7 protein-coding genes are annotated in these 24,401 nt (G+C 58.9%); 5 read left to right on the plus strand and 2 right to left on the minus strand.

Annotated elements, in window-relative coordinates; genetic code table 11:
- Window positions 1–8: 8 nt before the first annotated feature.
- Window positions 9–3,065, minus strand: a complete 3,057-nt coding sequence (locus J3U88_RS17175; protein ID WP_207860161.1) for a serine/threonine-protein kinase — start codon at window positions 3,063–3,065, stop codon at window positions 9–11.
- 348 nt (window positions 3,066–3,413) lie between these two features.
- Here J3U88_RS17175 and J3U88_RS17180 point away from each other — a divergent pair, with 348 nt between their 5' ends.
- Complete coding sequence (locus J3U88_RS17180) at window positions 3,414–4,439, plus strand: potassium channel family protein (RefSeq protein ID WP_207860162.1); 1,026 nt, start codon at window positions 3,414–3,416, stop codon at window positions 4,437–4,439.
- A gap of 176 nt (window positions 4,440–4,615) precedes the next feature.
- On the opposite strand, the gene J3U88_RS17185 is transcribed toward J3U88_RS17180, so the two are convergent.
- Window positions 4,616–15,682 carry an SDR family NAD(P)-dependent oxidoreductase gene (locus J3U88_RS17185; protein WP_207860163.1) on the minus strand — a complete coding sequence of 3,689 codons (11,067 nt, stop codon included), beginning with the start codon at window positions 15,680–15,682 and terminating at the stop codon, window positions 4,616–4,618.
- Window positions 15,683–16,354: 672 nt separating this feature from the next.
- Between J3U88_RS17185 and J3U88_RS17190 the strand changes: the two genes are divergently transcribed.
- From J3U88_RS17190 to J3U88_RS17205, 4 genes are all read left to right on the plus strand, one after another.
- On the plus strand, window positions 16,355–16,726 hold the full coding sequence (locus J3U88_RS17190) for a hypothetical protein (RefSeq protein ID WP_207860164.1): 372 nt from the start codon (window positions 16,355–16,357) through the stop codon (window positions 16,724–16,726).
- 310 nt (window positions 16,727–17,036) lie between these two features.
- The gene (locus J3U88_RS17195; RefSeq protein WP_207860165.1) at window positions 17,037–18,521 is read left to right on the plus strand and encodes a hypothetical protein; all 1,485 of its coding nucleotides are present in this window, start codon (window positions 17,037–17,039) and stop codon (window positions 18,519–18,521) included.
- A gap of 393 nt (window positions 18,522–18,914) precedes the next feature.
- On the plus strand, window positions 18,915–22,973 hold the full coding sequence (locus tag J3U88_RS17200; RefSeq protein WP_207860166.1) for a two-component regulator propeller domain-containing protein: 4,059 nt from the start codon (window positions 18,915–18,917) through the stop codon (window positions 22,971–22,973).
- Window positions 22,970–24,376 (plus strand): ATP-binding cassette domain-containing protein, encoded by a 1,407-nt coding sequence (locus tag J3U88_RS17205; RefSeq protein ID WP_207860167.1) that lies wholly within the window; start codon window positions 22,970–22,972, stop codon window positions 24,374–24,376. Before J3U88_RS17200 ends, J3U88_RS17205 begins: the two co-directional genes overlap by 4 nt.
- Window positions 24,377–24,401 lie beyond the last annotated feature (25 nt).

A 24,401-nucleotide genomic window follows, 5' to 3' on the forward strand; every position in this document is an offset into this window, starting at 1 on the left:
AATTTAGGTTAAAACGCGTCGACCTGCTGCCAGCGCGGCCATTTGGTGAGGTCCAGGGTGAGCAGGCGACCGTCGTTGGTGCCGATATACAGACGGGGTAACTTGGGGTCAAACACGCCGGTGTGGGCACCGTTGAGCCCGATGGCGTTGCCGATCGGTTGAAGGCCCGGCGAGGTGTAAAGCTGCACGCGGTCGCCGCGGAACACCGCCAAGCTATTGGCGTCCGGCCAGCGCGAGAAACCGTGGGTCACCCCGTAGGCGCTGCTTTGGTTGGGTAGAATTTGGGTTTTGACATCATTGTCGTGGAGTTCAACCAGCAGGGTTTGGTGATCCGAGGTGTTGATCAACAGGCGGTTGTTTTGACCGGGGAAAAAGCTGATCCAGTACAAGCCGCGCGTGCTGATGCGTTGCGTGAATTGCTGTTGGAACCCGTCGGTGCGGTAGATGCGGAGGTTCCCGCTCCAGTCGCCGATCACCAGCAGCGAGCCGTCGTCGTTAAAAGCCGCACCCGCGCTGCTGTCCGGCATCGGTGCCAGCGATTGTTCCAAGCTCAACTGGGGGAGGCGCCACACCTTGACCGTGCGGTCGGAGGAGGTCGAAACGCATAAGGTATCGTCCGGGCTGAGTACCACGTTGTTGACCAGATCCTCATGGGCGCGGGTGCGGTTGATCATGCGACCCGCGTCGAGGTCCCAGTGGATGAGGGTGAAATCGTCGCTGGCGGAAACCATGCGCTCGCCGTTTTTCGTGATCGACACGCGGGTTACGCTGTTTTGATGGCCTTCCAGCCGGGCACCGCTCCGAGGGGGATCCGTGCTCAGTACCGCGATGTTGGGATCGAGCCCGGCCACCACAATTTGGCCCTTGGTGCCGCGCGTTGCCACGTCCCACACGCTCCCCCCGAGCAAGGCGGTTTCGTTGAGGATGTCGCGGTTAAGGCGTCGGTAAATATGGACTTTTCCCGTGTCGGGTTTGGCTAACGCGAACACGCCGCCGTCGCTGTAAGCCATCGACAGGTTGCGTTGGCTCTCAAATTGTTCCTGTTTTTTTAAGCCGTCCAACTGAAGCACCGTGAAATCACCGGACTGCGAATAAGCCAAAACCTGTAGTTCGTTTTTGCGGTTTGGGTCGGGCAACAACATGCAGAAGCGTACCCAGTTGTCGAAACTGTTGTTGGCCTTTTTCACTTTATTAAACAAGTCGAAGGTGAGGACTTGGTTGCCGCGCGTGCCGGCCACCAAGTAACGGCCGTCCTCGGAGAAATACGCCGTTTGTACTTGGCCGGCGCCCGAATAGGTTTCGCGCAGGATGAGCCCTTTTTCCGGCATGCGGTACACGCGAACCTGGTTGTCGCCGGCGAAGTGGGCCAATAACGAACCCTTGTCGTCGTAAACCAAACGGCCGCGTCCCTCGGAGGGCATGCTTTTGAGGATTTCGAACTGGTCGCGACCGTTCCAATCGAGCATAAGCAACTGGGTGCTGGTGAGCACCACCAAATCGGGCTCCGCCTCGCGACGGTCGAGGCGGGGGCTAAAGGCGATGTCCATGACCGGTTCGCCTTTGGTCAACTCACACAGATTAAACGTGGTTATTTGGAAATCGTCGCTGTCGACCAAGGCCAAGCGGCACTGATCCTGGGCCAGCAATCCCAAGAAGTCACCCGCGGCGGGGACCGAGTGGGCCAGCCAGCGCGTGTTGTTGGTGGCGGGTTTGTGGACCAAGTTGCCTTTTTCAATATTGTGGAATTCGAGGGAGCCGTCCTCGTAAATCAACGCCAGCAGGCGTTTTTCGGGAATCAGCGCCAACCCATTTTGCAAGAGGGGTTTTTTCGCGAGCGGCAAGGTTTGGGTTTCGCTGAAATGCGTTTCGAACCAGGAGGTTTCGTCCAAACCGCTGGGAAACGAAAGCAAGCCGGCCAGCCAGGCCGCGCCCGTCACCAGTGGCAAGAGCAGCAGCGGCACCAGCCACCACCAGCGCGCCGCCGGGCTTGGTTGCGGGGCTTCCATGACCACGGTTTCCACATCCGCCGATTCTTCCGTGAGCAGGTGGCGGTGGGCGTGTCCGCTGCCGCGGGTTTTTCCGAGTGTGAATTGGTGCTGCTCAATTTCGATGGCTTTGTAGAAATCGCGAGCCGAGGTGTAGCGATCCTCCGGCCGTTTGGAAATCGCACGATCAATGGCGCGGCAGACTTCGTCGGGAATTTCAGGGCGGAACTGCTGGATCGGGGTCGGTGTTTCCTTAATCTGGCGACCCATGATCACCAGGTAATCGTCGCCGATCACCGCGGGCTGGGCCGTCAGCATTTCGTAGGCGACCAGCCCCAGCGAATAAATATCCGTCATGCGGCTGACATTTTGGCCGCGGCATTGTTCCGGCGACATATAGGCCGGGGTGCCGACCATGTGGCCGTGGGCCGTTAGTTTGACGTTGTTCGTTTCCAGATCGTTCTGCATCAGGTGGACCAGACCGAAATCGAGAATGGTCAGGTGCAGTTCGGCGCTGTCGTGGCGCACCATGATATTGCTGGGTTTGATATCGCGGTGGATCATGCCGGATTGGTGAATCGCTTCCATGGCGCGGCAAAGCTGTTTGGTGAGGCTGAAAAACCATTCAATCGGCAGACCGTCGCTGTATTCCTTCAAAAACTCACTGAGCGGTTGACCCTCGACAAACTCCATCACGATGTAAGGCGTGTCGCTATCGATGATGTTGTAGTCGACAATTTCGACCACGTTGGGATGGCTGACCTTGGCCGCGGCCCGTGCCTCGCGTTTAAATCGACCCAGGTAAACCTCGCGTTGGCGGCCGCTAAGTCCTTGCATACGAATAAGTTTGATCGCGAACTTTTTGGGTAGATTGCGGTGCTTGGCAAGGTACAGGATCCCCATGCCGCCCTTGGACAGTACCGACTCGATTTGGTAACGCCCGGCGATGACACGACCAATCATGGTGTCTTCCGGTGTCTCAAGTCCGTGCTTCAGGGAGGAGGGGATATCGACGACCGGACGAACCTCGCCGTCCTCACCGTCCTTATGCTGATGCTTCCAGAGATCGCTAAGCCCCATGTAACCACAACCTTAAATTTTCTTGAGCAAGGTATTGGGAAAAACATGCAAGTATTCAAGTATGCCATAGGAGCCGCCGTTTCGAAGGAAAATTCGCCGAATCAACCTGTCTCGGCCCGATTCCTTGAAAATTGGGGCGATTGGGTCGCCCTGTCGCGATCCTGTTGCCGGGGCCACATCATTCATGCCGATGGGGGCCGAGGTGCGCGCGGGGGCGATCTATTTGGGAAATCCGCGTACCGAGGGTGACAAGGCACCCCGACCTTTTCTATAATGACTGAAATCAAACGTCTTAAATCAAGATAAACAACCCGCTGTATTTGCGTGGGTTGGGCGATGGGTGGCGGCATGAAAGTCAAAACGCTGGTCGAGCGGCTTATCAAGTTTTGTATTCAGGAGAACTTGCACCGCGTTTTTGTGGTGGTGTTTGTCCTGCTGTTCCTCAGTGGTTTCGCCATCTCCCATCTGGAGGACGAACTCAGTTTCGTTGACGGCTTGTGGTGGAGCATTGTCACGCTGACCACCGTCGGTTACGGTGACATTTCCCCGGCCACCCTGGGCGGTCGGGTGATCGCCGTATTTTTGATGCTGTTCGGGATCGGGGTGCTGGGGACCTTAAGCGCCACCCTGGCCGGCTTTTTGATCGAAAAACGTTTTAAGGAAGATCGCGGCATGGGCACTATTCAATTTGACGACCACATCGTGTTGTGCGGCTGGAATCGCCGCGCCAACTTCATCTACCAAGAATTGCGCAAGGATCCGACCACCTCGGAAACGCCGATTGTGATCATCGACGAGCTGGAAAACAAACCCCTAGACGACGCCGATTTGTACCTCATCCGCGGCGAATTGGACGAGGACACCTTCGCCCGTGCCAACATCGCGGGTGCCCGTACCGCCATCGTGATGGGCGACGACACCTTGCCGGTTTCCGCGCGCGACGCCGCCGTGGTGCTCACCACGCTGACGATTGAATCAATGAACCCCGACGTATACACCATTGTCGAGTTATCCGACGAGCGCAATGTGCAGCACTGTGAACGGGCCAACGCCAACGAAATCATCGTCCACAGCGAGTTAAGCAGCAGCCTGATCGCGCGCGCCGCGCTCAACCACGGCATTTCCACCGTCATTTCCGAACTGTTGGCCTACGACCGCGGCAACGAGCTGTACAAATTACCGATTCCGGCGTCGATGGTCGGCAAAAGCTTCAACGAGATCTTCTACGACTTAAAGAAAAACCACCATTCGATTGCAGTCGCGGTCCAGCGCGGCGACGGCGGCAAGGTCTTCAGCAACCCCGACGACGGATTCACCCTGGAAAGCAAAGACTTCCTCATGCTCATCGCCCCAAAACGCCCCAAGCTCGCCTAGCCCAAACCCTTCTTTTTCCCAGCGCAAAGGATGTCCCTTGGCCAATGCCAAATAGATGTCCGGGACGAACCAGGGCCTCTATTAATAAAAGAACGCGCGCGGACGAGAATACGGCATGTTTCTTACAAGAAATAGTGTGGTGGCATGATGTGCTGGTTAAGCTAAATCAAAGAAAATCAACGGAAGATTTTTACGTTTTTTAGGGTGTCGCTGTTGGCTTGGCCCTCCGCCACGTTGGTGAGCATGCGGTACAACTCGCCGATTTTTTCCGGCGGGATGCGGCCCGCCGCCGGTGCTTCGCTTTTGACCGCTTCGCCTTCGCCCGCTTTGGTTGCGGGTGGTTTGTTTGGCGGGGCGGCTTTTTGAGGCTCGAAGGATTGGCCCTGGAAGGGGTATACCGGCAATGGCTCCATTTTGCCGCTGAGCCGCAAGATGCGCCAATCGATGCGTGCGCCTTCCAGCCACAGCGCCGCCAGTTGGCCCAGGTGACCGGTATCGGCCAAACCTTTGAGGTAGGCGCGGTCTTGGAGCGACAACCCAAAAACGCGGTCGCTTTGTTCGTGGCCCAGTTGCACTTGGCTGTCGCCTCCCTCGAGGAATTGCTCCAATTCCTCGCGTAGGTGAACCTGGGTGTCGATGAGCAAGGCTAGGCGGTGTTGCATGTGCTCCCGGCCGATTTGTAGGGTGTAGGCGATGTTGCGCAAGCTGGGTGGGTTTTCAGATTCCTCGGCCGCTTTCAAGTAGTCGGCCAGCGCCCTGGCGCGGTCGCGTAAGCGGTTTTCGTCGCGCGCCGACAGCAGAATGAGCTCGTGGGCCGGCGCATTTGGCGCGGGGGCGCTGTCGCGACGGGCGCGCTCCTCCAGAATCACCGCGGCGCCGGTGCCGCCGTCGCCCACGGTGGTGATCAAACCGCGGCGCGGTTGGGCCTGGCCGTCGACGGCCATTTGCGGCCAGTGTTGTTTTTCGGTTTGCAGGTAAAACGGGGTGTTTTTTAGTTCCAGCGCCGGGTTGATTTCGTCGTGGAGCAGGGTAGGCGCTAGGTGGTTGTGGTAAAGCTGCAGCACCATTTTGATCAGCGTGGCGATGCCCGATGCGGCTTCCAAGTGCCCGATGTTGGGTTTTAGCGTGCCCACGGCGCAGAATTGACGTCCGCCCGCCTGGTGCCCGAAGGCCTTGGCCAAACCGGCGATTTCCATTTGGTCGCCGAGTTGGGCGCCGAAGCCTTGGATTTCGACCGCGGCGATGGTGGCGGGGTTGACAGCGCTGGTGTTAAAGGCTTTGGTGACGACCTCGGCCTGGGCCTCGGGGTTGGGGGTGATGGTGTTGCCCGCGCGGCCTCGGTGGCTGACGGCGGTGCCGCGGATGACGGCGAAACAGTGATCGTCGCTTTTGAGGGCGGCGTCCAGCGGTTTGAGCAGCAACGCGCCTACGCCTTCACCGGGGACCAGGCCGTGGCGGCCCGCCTCGAAACTGTGCATACGTCCGTCGGTGGCCAGCAAGTTGAGCCCGTCCAGGTGCAGGTACCGGTCCGGTTGCAGGTGCAGGTTGATACCCGCGACAATCGCGGCGCGGCACTCGCCGCGGCGCAAGCTTTCACAAGCCAGGTGCAGCGCCGTGAGGCTGGAGGACGATCCCGTGTCCACCGGAATGGAGGGGCCGTGGAGGTCGAAGAAACTGCTGATGCGGTCGGCGCTTAACCACAGCGAATGGCCGACCCCTAAGCTGCTCGAGGGGGGATCGTGGCTGCCCGCCACAAAAACGCCGATTTCGTGTTTGAGGTTGTTGAGGGTTTCGGCGGTGTAGCCGGCGTTTTCAAAAAGCGCCCAAACGGTTTCCAGCAAAATGCGTTCGCCGGGATCCATCGCGCGCGCCTCGCGGGTTTCAATTTGGAAAAGGTCGTTGTCGAAACGCTGGACGTCGTCGAGGAAGCCGCCCCAGCGGCAGGTTACCCCGAATTCTTGTTCCAGGTGTTGCCAATCCCAGCGATCACCGGGCACCAAATCCACGGCGCTGTGGCGGTTGCACAGGTTGTCCCAAAAGCTGTCGAGATCGGCGCCGCCGGGGAAACGGCCGGCGAGACCCACGACCGCGATGGCGTTTTTGGGGCGTTTCGGTTTGACTTTTCCGGGTTCCTTGCTTTCTCCCGGTTTGCCGTTACTGCGGTGGGACGAAAGCAAACGGCTGAGCAAACCGCGTTCGTTGTTGGCGATAAAGTCGGTGACGTCCTTGATGGTGCTGTACTCGTCGAGCAAGCCGCGCAGGGTGCTGTTGAGCCCGGCGGCGAGGTTGCGGGTAATACTTTTTTCCGCCTCGGAATCGAGGTTTTTGAGGCCCAGCTCGCGGTCCTTGTCGCTGTTCTCGCGGCCGATCAGGTGGCGCAGGAAGGCGGCGGTATCGCCCGGCGACAGGCCGTCCGGCAATTCGTCGTCCTCGTGCTGATCGCTTTCAAAACGCGCGAAGCCGCGCACGAGGTGGGGCAATCCGTAAAGCGCCAACAGCCGCGAACGGCGCAGGGCGAGGCTGTCCTCAAAAATCGCGCGTGCGACGCTGTCCGACAAGGTGGGGTCGGGTAACTCGGCTGAAACGGATTCCGGGGTCAACTCGCCCCACATCGGCCAGCAGATGGCGGTGGTGTGCCCGGGCCGTTCTGACCCGAGGCTGTTGCGGAAGGCGGCGAAGCTGTCGAGGAAGGCGTTGGCGGTGGCGAACGGCGTCATCTTGGCGGCGCCAAACCAAGCGGCGGCGGAAGAGACGAGCAACATAAATTCCAACGGCTGTTCACGGGTGTAGTAGTCGAGGTTGAGGAGGCCGCTTGCCTTGGGGCCGAGCGCGGCGCGGAAGTCCTTGAGGTTGAGCTCGGTAAAGGGTTTGAGTTCGAGTCGGGAGGCGACGTGGACGATGCCGTGAATCGCGCCAAAGCGTTCGATACCGGCGGCGACCAGCGCCTCGGTTTCCTCCGCGCCGGCCAGGTTGGTGGGCACGTAAAGCACCTCGGCGCCCGCCAATTGTAGGTTCGCCAGTTTTTCTTCAATGCGTTCGTTGAGCCCGCTGCGTCCGGTCAGAATAAGTTTGGCGCCGTAATGGCGCGCCAGGAAACCGGCGATGGGGTAACCCAAGGAACCGAGCGCGCCGGTGATCAGGTAAACCGCGCCGGCCCGCGGCAGGACCCGTGCCTCGTTTTTCTCGGGCATGCTGATTTCCTGAAGACCGAGCGCCTGACGGCGGCCGTCGGAGAAACGAACTTGGATGGGTTCGCTGCCGGCTTCACCCAGTTCGTGCAGCAGGTTGGGAATCCAGCTCAGGTTGTGGGAGAGGATGCCGCGGCGCGAGATCATTTTGAACTGGATGTTGGTGAATTCGCGCGAAACGCTGCGCATGTAACCCAGCAGCATTTCGTGTTGGGGGCGCGGCTGCGAACCACCTTGCAGGTACATAAAACGCAGGCGCCGGTTGCCCATGAGCTTCAGCCAGGCTTGGCAGAAGTGGAACACCGAGTACAAGCCGCTTTCGACTTGGGTTTGCAGGTAGGGTTCGCCCTGGATCGGGTTGTTAAAGATTTGGCGTTCGCCGTCTTCCATGCGGAAATGCCAGAAGTGGAGAATGGCACCGGGCACGATGCCGCGCTCGCTCAATTCGCGCACTAGCTGGAAGTAATCTTCTTCCTTGCCGGGGTTGATGCGGTAGACGAAGTCGGAGAGGCGGCGGAACGAGGGTCCGGTGCGCACCAAGAACACGCTTTCCGGGTACTCCTTGCGCAGGGAGGCGGCTTGTTCGTCTTGGTGATCGAGGACGAGCAGGGGACCCAGATGTTTGACGGTTTTCTCGGTGAGGGGTTGGCTCTGCCAGTAGGGTGAGAAGTAGAAAATTTGGGGTTCTTCCGGTTTGGGCTGCGCAAATTCCGCGGCGACAGCCTCGTCCATCGATTTGATTTCTTCCTGGGTGAGGCGCACCGTGGGTTTGGCTTCTTGCTCGTTCCCGAGTGGTGACCAATAAGCACCGTCGGAAAATCCCAGCATCATATGGTATTGAGCGCGTTCGTTGCCGGTGACGGGCAAAGCAGCGGCGCGGGTATCGCGGTACCCACAAGCCGCGAGCAGGGCACCCCAACGCTGTTCGTCCAGCAGGGTCATTTGGTCGAGGCGCAATTGGTCCTGGTAGGGTTGGCTGGTTGGGGGGTGTTTGGCTTGCAGCAACAGGTGACTGGTGCGGACGGCGGTTTCCTCCGCGAACAACAGCATACCGTCCTTTTTCAACAACTGTTTGATGCGCAGTAAGACGTTGGGTAGGTCGCGATAGCCGTGCAACTCTTGACAAGCGAGGACAATATCAAAGGAGCCCAGTTCCAAGCCTTGCTTGATGGGGTCGACGGCCAGATCGAGCACGGCAAAACGGACGAAGGGGTATTCGTCCGCGAGCAGATCGGCGGCCTGGCGAACCTCGCGGGAAGAAGCGCTGGTCCAGTGGACGGTGGCCTCACGGCCGGTCTCGCGAATGAGGTCGAGCAAATAGGTTGCAAAGTGGTGCTCGTTGGTGCCGATCTGTAAAATGCGCAACCGTTTATGGTTGAGCGGTAGGTGGGTGATTAACGAAGCCAGGGTTTGGCCCAATTGTTGGTGGATCAGGGTGACCAGCGGCGCGCGCGAGGCGTGGGCGAAGGATTCCGAACCCCGTCCGTGGACCAGCCACGACAAGGTGTAGGTGGTGTGGATGGGATCGGTTTTCAGGTATTTGGGCAAGGCGGCGGCAGCGCTTTCAAAGAGATCGACGTGCTCCTGCTCATTTGGGAAGGAGGCGATGATGCTTTTGGCGTCCGGCAACAGCAGCAACATGGTTTCGGCTTGATCACGCACGGCGTATTTTTTACCGTGGCGCACGAGCAAACCCGCGTTGCACAGGTTCTCGCACATCAAGCCGAGCAAGCCGAGGCGTGCTTGCGCAAGGTTGATTTTCTCGGCAAGTTCCTCGGTGGTGAAGGGTTGTTTGGGTGAGCCCGGCAGCCCCATGGCGAGCAAGGCCTCAAAGATCAGGCGGGTGGTGAAACGCTCCAATTGACGTGCGCTTTCGGGAAAAGCCTCGTCCTTGTGTGCAGGGAGGTGCGCCAACAAAATGCGGGGTGCAATGGTGAGGGCGCGGTCCTGGAAGCTGACGGATTTTTCCTTGCGGGCGTCGATGGTTTCGGTGAAGGCGCGTGTGGCCGGGGTGGCGGCGATGTCGACGAGGTGGGGCTCGGCGAGTAGGTGGTCGAGCGCGCGCATGCCTTCCTTCAGCGCGAGCGGGCCGAGCCCGGTTTTGCCGGCGTGTTCGGTTGCGCCGCTGGGGGCGGCCACATCCCAGCAACCCCAACGTACCAGGCTTAGTTCGATGGGGACCTCACGCTGGAGCCAGAGGCGGCGTTGCGCGGCGCAAAAATCGACAAAATACTGGTTGGCGGCGTAAAGCGCGGCCATTTGCACGCCGAGCGCGGGGTGGACCGAAAGGCTGTTGCCGAAACAAATGAAAAAGCGCGGTTGCAAGCTGGGGCGACTGTCGATCAAGTCGACCATACCCTGCAGCCCTTTGATGCGTGGGTTGAGCACGGCTTGAAGCAGGGACAGCGGCTTTTGGCGCAGTTGGTCGGGATGTTCCATGGGGCCGGTGTTAAAGAAAAAGCCGTCGACGGCGCCCATTTCGGCTTCGACCTGATCGAAAAACAAAGCGAGTCGGTCGCGCTCGTGGAGTGGTCCGTGGTAGAGCTTGATTTGGACGCCTTGTTTTTCAAACGCCATGAGTTTGATGATTTTACCGCGGGTCGGTTCCTCACCCCGTTCGGCTAAATTCTGCCAAAAATCGCGCGGCGGAAGCGGGCGCAGGCCCATCAACACCAGTTTCCGCACGCCTTTGGTCACCAAATGGTCGGCCATGGCGAAACCCAAATTGCCGGTTCCGCCGGCAATGACATAGGTTTTGTCGCCGTTGTAGCGAACCGCCTCGGCGGTCGGTTTCTGGCGCGGGAGGAACACGGGTTGGAATCGCAGGTTGCCGCGATAGCAGATTTCGCTGTTGCGGCCGGCGGTGCCCAATTCGCGGCGGATAACCTGGGCGATGGGTTCGGAGCCGTCCCAGTCGATGGTCACGGCCTTGAGATGGCGTTCTTCCCAGCCGAGAACACCGATAAGCCCCGCGCCAATGGAGGCTGAGACGGTGGTTTTTTCCGACGTGGTGGGCGCAAAAATACGTTGGTAGCGGTTGCGGCTGAAATGAATCAGGCTGAAATCGCGCGGTCCGACACCGCGAACCAGGTCGCGAATAAAGTTGAGTTTGCCCCAGGGAATGCTGTCTTCCTGTTTTTGGGCGAGGTCGCTAATGTCTACCAACCCTTGGATTTCCGTAAGGGCGGGCAGTTCCATTTGGGCGGGGTCCTCTTCGAAAAAGTCCAGTTGTCGGCTGTCAGGTTCGCCGTCCTTGGTTTTTTTGCAGATGGTGGTCCAGGTGACGTTGGGTAGGGCGAGGAGTTGGGCTAACAGGTTTTCGGGCACGGAAGCCGCGGTGATCAGGATGAAGCGACCGCGCAGCGCGTAACCGGAAAATTCTTTCGAGGTGGGGATGGGCACGAGCGTTTGCGTGAAGTAGCTGAGTCGGTTGTGGACGGGGTGGGGATCGCCACCGCTTGGGCGCTCCGGCGAGGTGGCCGTCGTTTCGGGGGCGGGTGGCGGCTGGACCCAATAGCGGCGTCGTTGGAAGGGATAGGTGGGAACCTGGATTCGGGGCACTGCGCCGCGCGGGTAGAAGGCCTGCCAGTCGATGTCCCAGCCCTCGGTCCAGAGTTGCGCCAGCCGGGTGAAATTTTTGTCGTGGAAGAGTTGATCGGGGGTTTCGTCGGTGGTGAACCGTGACATTAAATCGATATCCCCTTCATGACCACTCCCCGGCTCGGCGGGGGGCGATTCGGGTTCTTCCAATCGCCGACGCAGCGCCCGTTCCAGGCCTTCCGCATCCTCGACCACGGCCGCGAAACGTTCCGCCATGGCGACGCGTCCGACCTGCAGGGTATAGGCAAGCGCGTTGAGATCCAGGGGGGCACCGTCCCAGGAGGAAACCATGCGGCGCAGTACATAACGGCGCAGGTTCTCCAAACCTTCGCGCAGGGCACGCGGGGTGGCGGCCGAGAGGGGAATCAGGTATGGCCCGTTGCCGGCATCCGCTTTCTTCTCGATGTGGCTTTCTTCAAGGACGAGGTGCACGTTGGTCCCACCCTCGCCAAGGGAACTGAGGCAGGCCCGACGCGGCACGGGGATACCGTCGATTTGGGGTTGCTCCCAGGTTTGGCGATCACGTTGCACATAAAAAGGGCCTGACTTGAACTGGATGTTGGGGTTGAGGTAGTTGGCGTGCAAGGAGGGGACCAAGGTGCGGTTGGTCATTTGCAGCAACACCTTGACCAGGCCCGCGATACCGGAGGCCGATTCACCGTGGCCGATGTTGGATTTAACCGAACCCAGCGCGCAGAATTGGCGGTCCCCCGTATCAAAAGCCTGGGATAACGCGTGGATTTCGATGGGATCGCCAACGACGGTACCGGCACCGTGGGCTTCCACATAACTAATGGTGCGGGGTGAAACATCGCAGCGGCGGAGTGCGCCACGCACGAGGGTCACCTGTGAGTCGGCGTTGGGTAAGCCAAAACCCAAGGCGCGGCCGTCGTGGTTAATCGTGGAGGCCAGAATGGTGCCGTAGATGTGGTCGTTGTCGGCCACGGCCCTGGACAGGGGTTTGAGCAAAACGGCGGCGACTCCCTCGCCGGGAGCAAAGCCGTCGCCGCCGTCGGCCGTCCCACTGCGGGGGCCGACCGCGTTGTTGGTGGTGGTGCGGTCCTTGAGGAAGGCGTCGGCATTGATGTAGAGGTTGACGCCCCCCGCGACGGCCACCTCGCAGTGACCCCGTAGCAAACTTTCGCAGGCTTGGTGGACGGCGTAAAGCGAACTGGACCCGGCCGTGTTGACCACATGGCTGGGTCCGGTGAAATCAAAGGTTTGGCTGATTTGGTTGGCCAGCGACCAAGGATCGATGGACAGGTGATGGTCGTCGTCGTTGTGGTACAGCAAGTGGTAATCGCTGTACATGGCGCCCGCGAAGACGCCGACGTCGCCGGAACCGCTTTCGGCACAGTGTTCCTTGAGCAGGGTAGGGGTGTAGCCGGCGTCTTCCACCGCGGCCCAGACCGACTCCATGAACAGACGGGTTTGTGGATCCATCAGGGAGGCTTGGGTGTCGTCGATCTCAAAGAGATCGGCGTCGAAGTGGTCGATGAATTCGAGGAAGCCACCGAAGATGGGGCGTTCGCCCGGTGTTTCCGGTGGTTCACCTTCCATGCGGTCACGGGGCAGCGGCGACAAACAGTCGCGGCCCGCTTTGAGGTTTTCCCAAAACATTTCCATGTCGGGTGAACGGGGAAACCTTCCCGCCATACCGATGACGGCGATGGGTTCGTCACCCGCGCGCGACGGTGGCGGGGTTGGTTCACGACGTGGTTCGGGTTCAGGGACGGACTGCTCTGGCTCGGGCACGGCCGCTTGGAGGGCTTCCTCTTCGACCGGTAAGGTATTGTGGTCGCTATCCTTTTGGTCCGGGGCGTCTTTTTTTGCGTAAAGGGCGGCGGCTTCTGCGTCAAGTGTATCGGGTTCGAGTCGGCGGGTTTCGAGTGCGGCCGCTTCAGGGCCCGCAACGGGATCGGTCGTCCCCGTGTTAGGCGGGATCGGAACCGTTTCGACGGGGAGGGTTTGCGCGGGTGCCGTTTCCTTTGAGGGCGGTGTTTGCGCGGGGGTGACGGGCGTGACCGGGATGGTTTCGATTGCCGGGCCGGCCTCCGCCGGCTCGGTTTCCACGGTTTCGATTTTTCGGGTCTCGGCAAGGGACGCCGTGGCCGGCTCCGCGCTCGCCGGGACGGTGGTTGCCGGGCTTTGGGGACCCGCTTGGCCATTCATGACCCAAATAGGGATTTCCATGGTGTCATGCCAGGAGGGATCCTCAGCTTCCGCGTCTTCGGAAGCGGGCGGCGACGGGGGCGGGGGCACTGGGGCCGGTTTAGGCTCCGTACCTTTGCTTGAGGCGGGCGGTGGTGTCGGGGTCGATTTGGTCTCGCTGTCATTACCCAAGACGGGCGGTGGTGCCGAAGTCGATTTGGTCACGCTGTCATTACCCAAGACGGGTGGTGGTGCCGGAGTCGATTTGGTCTCGCTGTCTTTTCCCAAGGCGGGCGGTTTGGGGGGCGCTGGGTTGGCGGGGTCTCCGCTCTGTTGGGCTTTGCGCCTGGCCTCCACCTTTTCGACAGCCTCGCGTAACATCTCCGCGGCCGGCCGTTTGTCGTCCATGTCGGGCCATTTTGGGATAATCATGGTGTCGTCCCATGATTCTTCCGGCGCTTTGTCGGCAAGGTTCATTAATTGGGTGTTGAGCGAGGCGTTTTTGGGATTGGCGCCGGCTGGAATTTTGGGGTTCGCCTGGGGTTCGAAACCTTCAGGATCGTCTTGTGCGGTTGTTCCATCCTCGCTGGGGGCTGCTGCGCGCGGTGGTTCGGCGGGATTCACGGGCGTTGTTTTGGGGACCGTGTCGGTGTCGCGAACAACAGGGAATTCCTTGGGATCGCTTTCGGGTTCGCTGTCGCTGAATACCGGCGGTTCCTTCGTATGGTCAAAGGCTCGCCGTGACGCCGTCGCTGGGTTTTCCGCCGTGCTTTCTTCTTCCGCATCACCGTCCAGGAACACCGGTGGCTCGTTGAAGGGCAGACCGGAGGGGCTGAAGTGATGGGGAAGCTTTGGGGTTTTTTGGACGACGGTTTCATGAGCGGGAGGGAAGGAGTCACGCAAGTCGGAAGCCGTTTGATCGTCGAGAATCCACAGCGGTAATTTTTGGGTTTTGTCGAAGGGATCCTCCTCTTCGGTGGGAGGGACAACGTCGATGATGTCTTCTGGTAGGGCCACCACCCCTTCTTCAAAAGGAGGCGGTTCGTCGGGCAAAACGCCTTGAGAGGGAGGTTCGGAAACATTTTTTGGGGATCGCATTGCGGCGGAGGCCGGTGCCGCGGGAACTTTGGGCGCAGGGGTTGGCGGTGGAGGTGTATTGATCGAGGAAGCGCTGGTCGCGGGATCGCTGGTCGCGGGATCGCTGGTCGCGGGATCGCTGGTCGCGGGATCGCTGGTCGCGGGATCGCTAAGGCCGGTGGTATCGTCTGCTTCTTTTTGAGCCCTTGGCTCGGATTTTTCCGCTACTGGCTCGGATGAATCTGATTCTGGGGCTGACCCTTCGTTGTTAGAAAAAGCGGCGGTAATGGAATCTCGCACCCCTTTCGTAAATCCGGCCCGTCGCAACAGGCGCTCCAAATCAGAATACTGGCCGGTGTTGCGTGCGATATCGGCCTCGAACGACCAATCGGTTTTGGAGATCGCGTCGGCCCATGAATCGTCGTCATCGACCACTTCATCCGCGGCTCGGCGGTGGAACGGTTGATTGGTCGGCGCACGTCCCGTGGTTGGGCGCCGTTCGGAAGCGGACTCCGTGGGAACGTGCGTGCCCGACACAAGGTTTGGTTCGGGTGGGTGGGCCGGTGTTGGGCTGCCGGACGCGGAAACGCTAGACGCGGAAACGCGAGACGCGGCCCCCGTTTCGAGATTGGGTACCACCCGGTTGGGCAAGGCCAAACTGGGATCGCAATAAAGGAGAAACAGTTCGCGAATGAGTTCCTCGCAAGCTTGTTGGGTGGCAAGGCGACGGTCAATGACGCAGTGGAACCGCAGCAAATCACCGCTCAGCCGGCTGCAACACACCTCAAAATGAGGCCACTTGTGGTCCTTCATTTCCATGGTTTCCATTTTGCGGCGCAAGGTCAGCAGCGCTTCCTCCGGGTTGCGTCGATGCCGGAAATCGTGAAGGGTGAGGATGATGGAGGAAGGCGTGGGGCTGTCAGCCTGAGATTGATTGAGCCGGATCATCAGAACGGGACGTTGCTCCAAAAGCTTATTCAGCGCGTTTTCAAGGCGTGTTAAATCGCCAAAGGCAATTTGAATTTCACCGTAGGAGGGATGGGGCTCGTCGTTTTTACTGAAGTAGTAGGTTGCGTCTACTTTCCAAAGCGGGGAGAACTTGGCGGGTCCGCTCTCATTGTGCGAAATGATATGGGATTCCTTGTCGCCGGGGATCGGATCGTTGCCGGCGGCTTTGGCCAATGACAATATGTTGCGAATGATGTCTTCGCGTTTGGAATCGGTCATGAATCCCTACCTAAGCTCGAATGAATCACGGCGGCCCGAACCGGAACAACCGCGCGGGACGCGATCAGGAAGTCGGGCATAGGGGTGGGGTTCCGGTTTGTTTGGGGTCACCCCGTGTTCGAAGACGCCGAAAAGAGGAGACCGGCCTCTTGACACGCGGCGCGCCGGCGAAAAAGAGTTCCGGTTGGAATGAATGAACCTCATTGTAGCGGAAAGAGGGCGTGCTGTCAGTGGCGCAATGGGGGCTCATTCTGGGGTTTTTACCCACCGGCAAGGGTCATGGAAGCGGCGCGATCACGGAATTAAGTGTTTGGAAAAAGGACCTTTGATTTGCCAGGGGAGAGGTGGGACGTCTGTCCTTGGTGGTTGGGTGGATCGCGCTGCTTGTGCCTGCCTAAGGGGCGTGTCGTGAAGAGGATATTGCCTTGGTCTTGTCGTCCGTGGGTTTTAGGAATTTACGTAGGTTATCGCGTCTCATGGAGGGCGTTTGCGTGCTATAAAGCTCAAAGTTTAATAAACGTGATAAATAGCAGTTGCTTTTAAAGTCAAATGAGGTGAAATTTAACATGGGTCCAAAATGACCTCGGTGAGTCTGCTTTCGCCGTGGGTTGTATTTTCGGGGGTGCCTGGTTGGTTGTTTTTGATGAGCTCTTGAGAAGTATTGAACTACAAATGAAAGATCGAGATGCGGCATTCACCACCGCACATCCCGATCTCGAAGAAGTTTCCCAGCAAGAATTGAATCAGATCGAGCACGACGCCCACCTTGAAATGACCGAGGAACTGGCCGTGGCGATTGTGCTTGATATGCGGCGCGCCATTCAAGAAGAAGAGGGATGGTCTTTGGTTTTGGCCGGCGCGCGTTTGTTGCGTGAAGATTTGGAGCGGCGCGCCTCGTTTTTGCGGCAGTTGCAACGGAATCACGCCGAAATACTTAACGAGTTGGCCGGCGACCGGGTGCGGCTTAGCTTTCACGATGCGCCCTTCAAGCAAGCAATCGCCACCGAGTTAGAGCTGCTTTGCAGTTTGTTCAAACGACACTAAGCCGCCTTTTCCGCTTGTTATCCCGATTCCTATCGCCGACTTTGCGATTCGCATCGCGAAGTCGGCCATGCTTGGTACAATGTTTTTCAGCCAAAACACGGGTTCCGATGTTTGCGCACCGGCCCGGCCGTCCCCTTTATTTATTGTATGCTCCTCTGATCTAACGGGTCTTTGACACACGGGTTTGGTCTATCACCGACCCAAAAAACAACGCGCCATTCGGTAGATGCGCGGCTTGTGTCCCGTTTGGGTTGTCCCGCTGGGCGGCCGTTGTGTTTGGTTAGGAATGGATATTTTAGGAGTTGCTTCGATGAAACGTACACTTCTTTTACTTGTTTCGCTGGTGATTTCCACGGCGACCGTATGGGCCCAAGTAGGTCGTATTGCCCATGTTACCAGCGCAAGCGGCGGATTTCAGACCGACTTGAACCTCGCCAATTTGGGGAACGCCTCCCTCCAAGTCGCCCTGACCGCTTACGATGTCAACGGTAATTTCGTGACCACGGTGACGCCCAGTCTGGCCGCCGGCGCTACCCTTTTCCAGGACAGTCAATCGCTGTTTGGGTCCGATCAAGTCGGTTATGTGACCTATACCCCGCAAGCCGATCTTTCCATCAGCGCTGTTTACCGATTGGCCGCCGACAGCAACGCGACCCCGGCTCACGTACCCGCCGACCAAACCACCTCAACCGGCTGGCGTATTTATCCCGGCAACCCCAGCCAAGCTTGGGACGGTTTCGCGGTGGTCAACACCGGGTCGGCGACCACGGATGTGCGGGTGCGCCAATTTGATGCGGCCGGCTCGATGCTCACCGAAACCACGGCTGTTTCCGGCCTGGCCGCCAATGCCAAGGGCCTTTATGTGATCGGTGACGCCTTCACACCACGTGCCGACAGTTGGTTTGAGATCTCCGCCGATCAACCCTTGGCCATGACCGCGCTGCGCGGCAACTTCAGCGCGACCCTGCTTTGGCAAAACGCCGCCGAGGCGGTTACCCCGCGCACCGTAAACCCCACTGCCTGTAACCCGGAGAACAGCGTGCAACTCGGCGCTTTTTTCATCGGCCACAGCTTAGTGGGCTGGGACTTTCCCTTCATCCTTGAAGAAATGGCCAAGGATGCGGGCCACCAGCACACGCAAAACCTCTCTTTTATCATCGGTGCTCCCTTGAAATGGATTTGGGATCGCGGCGACGAGGCTCACGGCTCCAACTTCAATGTCGAGTTACCCAGCGGCAATTACGACCATTTGGTCATTACCGAGGCATTGCCGATCACCAACCACATTTCCGACGCCGTCATCTACGCGCCCTTGTATTACGGTCGTGTCCTTGAAGGTAACCCCAACGCAACCCTCTACATCTACCAAACCTGGCCGGACTTATTTGTCAATGATTGGGTCGGCCAAATTGAATCCGAACGCGTTTATTGGGAGCAAATCGCGGATGCCGCCGGCGCCGCCCATCCCAATGCCGCCACCCCGCTGATTGTGCCCGCCGGCCCGGCTTTGGTTGAATTGCGGCGTCGAATTGAAGCCGGTCTGGTGCCTGGGATTACCGAGATTCGCGGCACCATTTTTATCGACGACATTCACATGACCCTGCTGGGCAATTACTTCATCGCCATGGTTCAATACGCCACCCTTTACAAGCGTTGCCCCTCCACCATGAAAACGGACTTTTCGGGGCCCTTCGGCGAGCCCGATTGGTTGGTGGTTGATCCAGCGGTTCGTGCTGTTTTTGAAGAGGTTGCCTGGCAGGTTGTCTCCTCGGATCCGCGTTCCGGCGTGCGCTAGCCCCGACCTTATCTTTCATTAAATCCCCATCTTATTCTCAACCAGACCCATTCTTCAGACGATATGCTGTTTAATGGGTCTGGACCCGCATTGCCTTTCTCCGCATCAAAGGAACATGGTCGCGCCGCTTGTTTCCCTTCTTGATTCTCGAACCCTCCTTGGTTTTCTCAAGCGGGGACAGGCAAGGGTGTGAAACGCGCCACGCGCGCTTGTCTGATGAATGCGATCCACGGCTGTTGGGCCGGTTGCGCGTGTCTCGTCCCCCATCCCCGCGTCAGCCCCCGTTTTGATTCTCCAGACCTCGTGGAGTGCCCTTTGACCCCCACGCCCTACCCCCGTTTCTCTGGAATCTCGACCGTCGCTCACACTGTTACCTTAATTAAGGAGGCAGGCGTGCGAGCCGCTTTTAAGAATGACCTTTTGCACTGTTTCCGCCTTTTTGCGGCCGTCCTTTGGTTGGGGGTGCCGGCGGGCGTGCTCAAGGCCTCGGAACCGACGGTGATGGGTCGGCAAGAGCTTGAAAAGTTTAAATTCGAGCGATTCACCATTCGGAACGGCCTTTCGAGCAACACCATCTATGGTGTGTTGCAGGACAAACGCGGCTTGCTGTGGATCTCCACCACCGGCGGTTTGAACCGCTACGACGGTTACCGTTTTCAGACCTATCATCACGATTACACCGATCCGCGGTCCCTGTCTTTTTCTTCGACCGGGCGCATGGTTGAAAACCCGGACGGTCGGATATGGGTTGGTACCTGGGGGGGTGGACTCAACCTGTTCGATCCGGTTCTCGAAACCTTTACCCATTTCAAAAACGATCAGCAAGACCCGAAAACCTTGTCGGAAAACCGAATTCAATCCCTGTACCTGGAAAACGGGGAGCGCCTTTGGGTCGGCACCTACAGCCAAGGCCTTAACAAACTCAATCCCCAAACCGGGTTGGTGACCCGTTATCCGCCCGATCCGAACGATCCCCATGCCGCGCCCGGCGGGCGTATTTGGTCGATTGTGCCGGGTGACGCCGGGCAATTGTGGTTGGGGACCGAGGCGGGGGTTTTTCTGTTCGATGCCGGTACGGGCAAGGTGCTGGAAAACTACCGCCACGATCCCGACAATCCTGCCTCGCTCAGCAGCGACCATGTCAAAGTCCTGTTGCGTGACAGCGGTGGACGTCTTTGGGCCGGGACGCGCTCCGGGCTCAACGTGTTCCTACCCGAGGCGCGGGCCTGGCGGCGGTTTTTGGTCGATGAGACGGCGTGTGAAGATGCGAACCGGTGCAGCATCCGTACCCTCTTCGAAGATCGCGACGGCCGTTTATGGATTGGCACCATTGGCGGCGGACTATTGTGTTTGCTGGATTTGGACGAGCCGCTCTTGCAATTTACACCCGATCCCTTGGACCCGCGTTCCCTCTCAAACGGCAACGTGGAGCGTATTTTTCTGGATCGCGGCGGTGTGATGTGGATCGCCACCTTGAACGGTTTGAACAAGGTGGATCTCAAACCACGCAAATTTAAGCGCTACCGGCAAAGCGCGACCCAAACCAACGGTTTGAGCAGCAACGAGGTGGGCGCTTTGTACGAGGATGCGCGCGGGCGGCTCTGGGTGGGTACCTTTCGCGGCGGCTTAAACCTTTTTGATCTGGAAACGGAGACCGTGGCGCGGTTTGACGTTCAGATGGCTACTTCGGCGGGGGAAAATGTAGTGCGCGCCATTGCCGCGGCACCCGACGGTCGCCTTTGGATCGGCACTTATTCCGACGGCCTGCAGCGGCTGGATGAGCAACGGGGCGAATTCGACGCCTTTACCCACGATCCAGATGATCCCGACAGCTTGAGTAACAATCGGGTTCGCGCCCTCGCCTTTGACAGTCGCGGGCGTGGCTGGGTCGGCACCGACGCGGGGCTCAATCTTTTTGAACCGGGTGCGGGCGTCCCGCGTTTTGCCAATCCCAACAACGATCCTTTTCTCAATATTCGTTTTAACGGCATGCGCATTTACACCTTGCGTGAAGATCGGGATGGACGCATGTGGGTGGGAACCAACCGCGGCTTGGCCCGTTTCGACGCGCAGGAGCAACGGGTGCACCGATTTAACGAGGTCTTGGGCGACACCCTTTCGCTCTCCTCCGACACCGTGTTTTGTGTTGTCCACCGTGCGGACGGAAAGGTATGGGTCGGTACCGAAAGCGGCCTCAACCTATTGGAACCGAACTCGGGCGAATCCAGACGGTTCTACACCGCCGACGGCTTGCCCAGCAACATTATTCACGGCTTGCTCCTCGATGACGACGGTGCCCTGTGGATCGGCACCAACAACGGTTTGTCGGTTTACCGTGAAGCCGGCGGTGGTTTTCGCAACTACGACGTCTTCGACGGTTTGCAGGACAATGACTTTAACCGCAACGCCGCGTTCAAAGGACGCGGTGGTTACCTGTATTTTGGTGGGCGCAACGGGTTTAACCGCTTTCTTCCCTCCGAGGTTCGCGACAATCCTTATGTGCCGCCGGTGATCCTTACCGGGTTTCGGCAAATGGAAGGTCGGCCCAAGTTACCGGTGGCGATTTGGGAAGCGGATCGGCTGGAACTGTCCCACGACAGCGATATGATGACCTTGGAATACGCCGCCTTGGACTATACCAACCCGGAAAAAAACCAGTATGCAATTCGCTTGCTGGGTTTTAACGATGAATGGGTCAACATGGGGACGACCAACCACGTGACCTATACCAACCTGGATCCAGGCACTTATACTTTTCAGGTGCGGGGTAGCAACAACGATTTGGTTTGGAATGAAAACGGTTTAAACGTTACTTTAGAAGTCGTGCCGCCGCTGTGGCTAACTTGGTGGGCTTATGTGTGTTACGTTGTTTTGGGGCTGTCGCTGATGACGGGAATTCCGCTTTGGCGCATTCGAGCCTTGAATCGTCGACGCGCCGTACTCGCCAAAACGGTGGCGACGCGGACCGCGGAGTTACAGCAAAAAAACCAGGAGCTGGGGGAGAAAAACAGCGAGCTGGTCACCCTGGATTTGATCGTCCACGCCATTAACCGCGAGGTCAATGAAGATGCGCTGTTGCGGGCGCTGCTGCTGTATGGGATGAAGTTGGTTAATGAGGCGGAACGCGGTTTGGTGCTCATTTTCGATCACCAGGCCCAGTTGTTTCGTTGTGCCGATGCGGAAGGTGCCCACAACGAGGGGTTGGCGAGTATGCTTTTCTCCCGTGAAGAGATTCACCACCGCTACCTGGACCACACGGAGGAACTACATCCCGGCATTTTTATGATGACCACGCCGGCCGTGAATCTTCCTGATTCCCCCAAATTTTACGGGCAGCCCAAGGCCAAATCGATGCTGATAATGACCGTGACTTCCCGGGAGTTTATTGAGGATTTGCTCGTCTTTGAGAATTTTGAACGTGAGAATGTGTTCCGCGGTTCCGACATCGCCAAATTGGCGCGTTACCGTGAACACGCCATTACCGCCATCGCCAAGGCCAAGTTGTTCCACGAGGCGACTTACTCGGCGCGTCATTTGCGGGAAACCCAGCGGTTGTTGCTTGATGCCGCCCACCATGCCGGGATGTCCGAGATTGCCGCCAATGTTTTGCACAACGTGGGCAATACCCTGAACAGCTTAAACACCTCAACCGGCGTGCTGCGTTCTAAACTGGATTCTCGGGCTTTTGACTTCCTGAAACGCATGCTGCAATTGTTGGAACAACACGCCGACAACTTGGACGATTTTGTACGCAATCAGCCGCGCGGTGCCAAGGTTGCGCCGGCCTTCCTCGAAACCGGCCGAAAAATCGCCGCCGTCCACGAAGGTATGTTGGCCGAGCTAAAATTGGTTGAAGAGCATATCGCGAGGCTGAATGGCGTGGTGCGGGCGCAGCAGGATTACGTGGCCATGGAAGGTTTGAGCGAGATGGTCGACCTGCACGGTACCTTGGAGGAAGTCCTGCAACTGGAGCGCTACATCATTGATTCGAAACGCGTGCAAGTGGTGCGCGAATACGGGGTGATCCCCCGTGTGAAAGTCCAAAAGTCCAAACTGATTCGGGTGATTGTGAATTTGGTGAACAACGCGGTCGACGCGTTGGAGACCAACGCCCACAACCGATTGTTCTCCTTACGGACCGGAATGACGGAAGACCGGGCACACGTGTTTCTTGAGATTCGCGACAACGGTATTGGGATTCCCGAGGATGTGATTGGGGATGTCTTTCACCAGGGTTTTACCACCAAGGAACAGGGTTCGGGCTTTGGTTTGCATTATTGTGCCAACGTGATGCGGGAAATGGGTGGGACCATCACCGTGGTCAGTGACGGTCCCGGCGAAGGGACCGTGGTGCGGTTGCAGCTTCAGAAAGCCGACCCCGAACCGGATAAACCCCTGGACGGATCCAATCATCACCGTCCCGAAAAGAAGCAGTTGGAGTCGATCGCGTGACGCCGACCGCCGTTGCGGAAGACGTTCAGGTACCCGCCTTGATCGTGCCGGGAGATCGGGGGCGTCTTCTCGACTTACCGGCGATGACCTTGGTCCGGGGTCGTCACACGGCGGTGGTCGGCCCCAGCGGTGCTGGGAAATCGCTCTTTTTACACGCGCTCTTTGGTTGGCTTAAGGACGGGCCGGATGCCGTTTTATCACCGCGGGACGGTGGTTATTTGATGATTCAAGATCCCGGCGGCGGATTGACGCCGGCGCTTTCCGTTGCCGGTCATTTTCGCGAATTGGGTTTGGGCCGCGATTGGCGTGCGCGGGTGACCGCGGTTATGGCCCGGCTTGATTTGGACGCCGTCTTGTTGTCGCGTTTGCCGGAGCAATTGTCCGGCGGTCAACGGCAGCGCGTGATGCTGGCTTTGATTCTCTGTCGCCGGCCGCGCTGGGTGGTGTGTGACGAACCGGCGGCATCCTTGGATCGCGATGCCGAACGCGCCATGGTGGCGTTGCTGAAGGCGGAGGCCGATCACTTCGGTTTTACCTTGGTGTTTGTGACCCACCAGGGCCGTTTGGTTCGGGAGATGGCGGATCAGGTGCTGATGATCGACCGGGGAAAGGCCGCATTCTTCGGCGGGGTCGCCGCATTTTTTGAAGCACCCGCGCGCGGCGTTCACGCTGATTTAGTCGCTGCCTGGCAAGCGCGCGACGCGGTCTCCCCGCCGCCGGTCTCGTCGGATGAACCGCGTTTATTGCACGGCCGGGTGGCTTTGGGTTACGGCGACGTCTGGCTTGTCCGCGATTGGCCGTTGCATCTGACACCGGGACGCTTGCACTGGCTTGCGGCCCCGTCCGGGGCGGGCAAAACCACCTTGGCCAAGCTGTTGGCCGGTTTTCCCGAGCCGGCGCGTTGGGCGGGTGAACTGGCATTGGCCGAAAAACCCTTGGCGGCGGATTGGCGGCTTCGCTCGGTTGAGCATCGTTACGCCGTGGCTTGGCTGTTTCAACACGGCCACGCGGCTTTTAACCCCCATACCCCCATGGCCCAACAGTGGAAGCGGCTTATCGCGGGTTGTGCCGATCGTCAAGCACGTCCCCTCGCCGAGTTGGCGCAGGCATTCGAGCGGTGGCGTGAAATCCTGGGGCTGGGTTCCCTTGATTTCGCCCGTTCGCCCGCCACCTTCTCTATCGGTGAACGGCAGCGGTGTCAATTGCTGCGTGCGCTGCTGCTGCAACCCCGTTTGCTCATTGCCGATGAATTGCTTTCGGCCTTGGATGTTCTGACACGGCGGGTTCTGCTCGATCTGCTGCGTCGCTTTGCCGAGGAGCGGCAGGCGGCCGTGTTGTTGTTCAGCCACAATCCCGATTGGGATACGACGCGGGACCGACGGTTGCTTTGGCCCGCGGGGTAACCTCTTTCGCGTGGTTTGGGCGCGG

This window comes from Acanthopleuribacter pedis (genome assembly GCF_017377855.1).
Taxonomy (GTDB): Bacteria; Acidobacteriota; Holophagae; order Acanthopleuribacterales; family Acanthopleuribacteraceae; genus Acanthopleuribacter; species Acanthopleuribacter pedis.

What these genes read in the sequence shown, in the direction of transcription:
- J3U88_RS17185 (WP_207860163.1), bottom strand. Translation starts at nt 15,682, where the DNA reads ATGACCGATTCCAAACGCGAAGACATCATTCGCAACATATTGTCATTG.
- J3U88_RS17190 (WP_207860164.1), top strand. Translation starts at nt 16,355, where the DNA reads ATGAAAGATCGAGATGCGGCATTCACCACCGCACATCCCGATCTCGAA.
- J3U88_RS17180 (WP_207860162.1), top strand. Translation starts at nt 3,414, where the DNA reads ATGAAAGTCAAAACGCTGGTCGAGCGGCTTATCAAGTTTTGTATTCAG.
- J3U88_RS17195 (WP_207860165.1), top strand. Translation starts at nt 17,037, where the DNA reads ATGAAACGTACACTTCTTTTACTTGTTTCGCTGGTGATTTCCACGGCG.
- J3U88_RS17175 (WP_207860161.1), bottom strand. Translation starts at nt 3,065, where the DNA reads ATGGGGCTTAGCGATCTCTGGAAGCATCAGCATAAGGACGGTGAGGAC.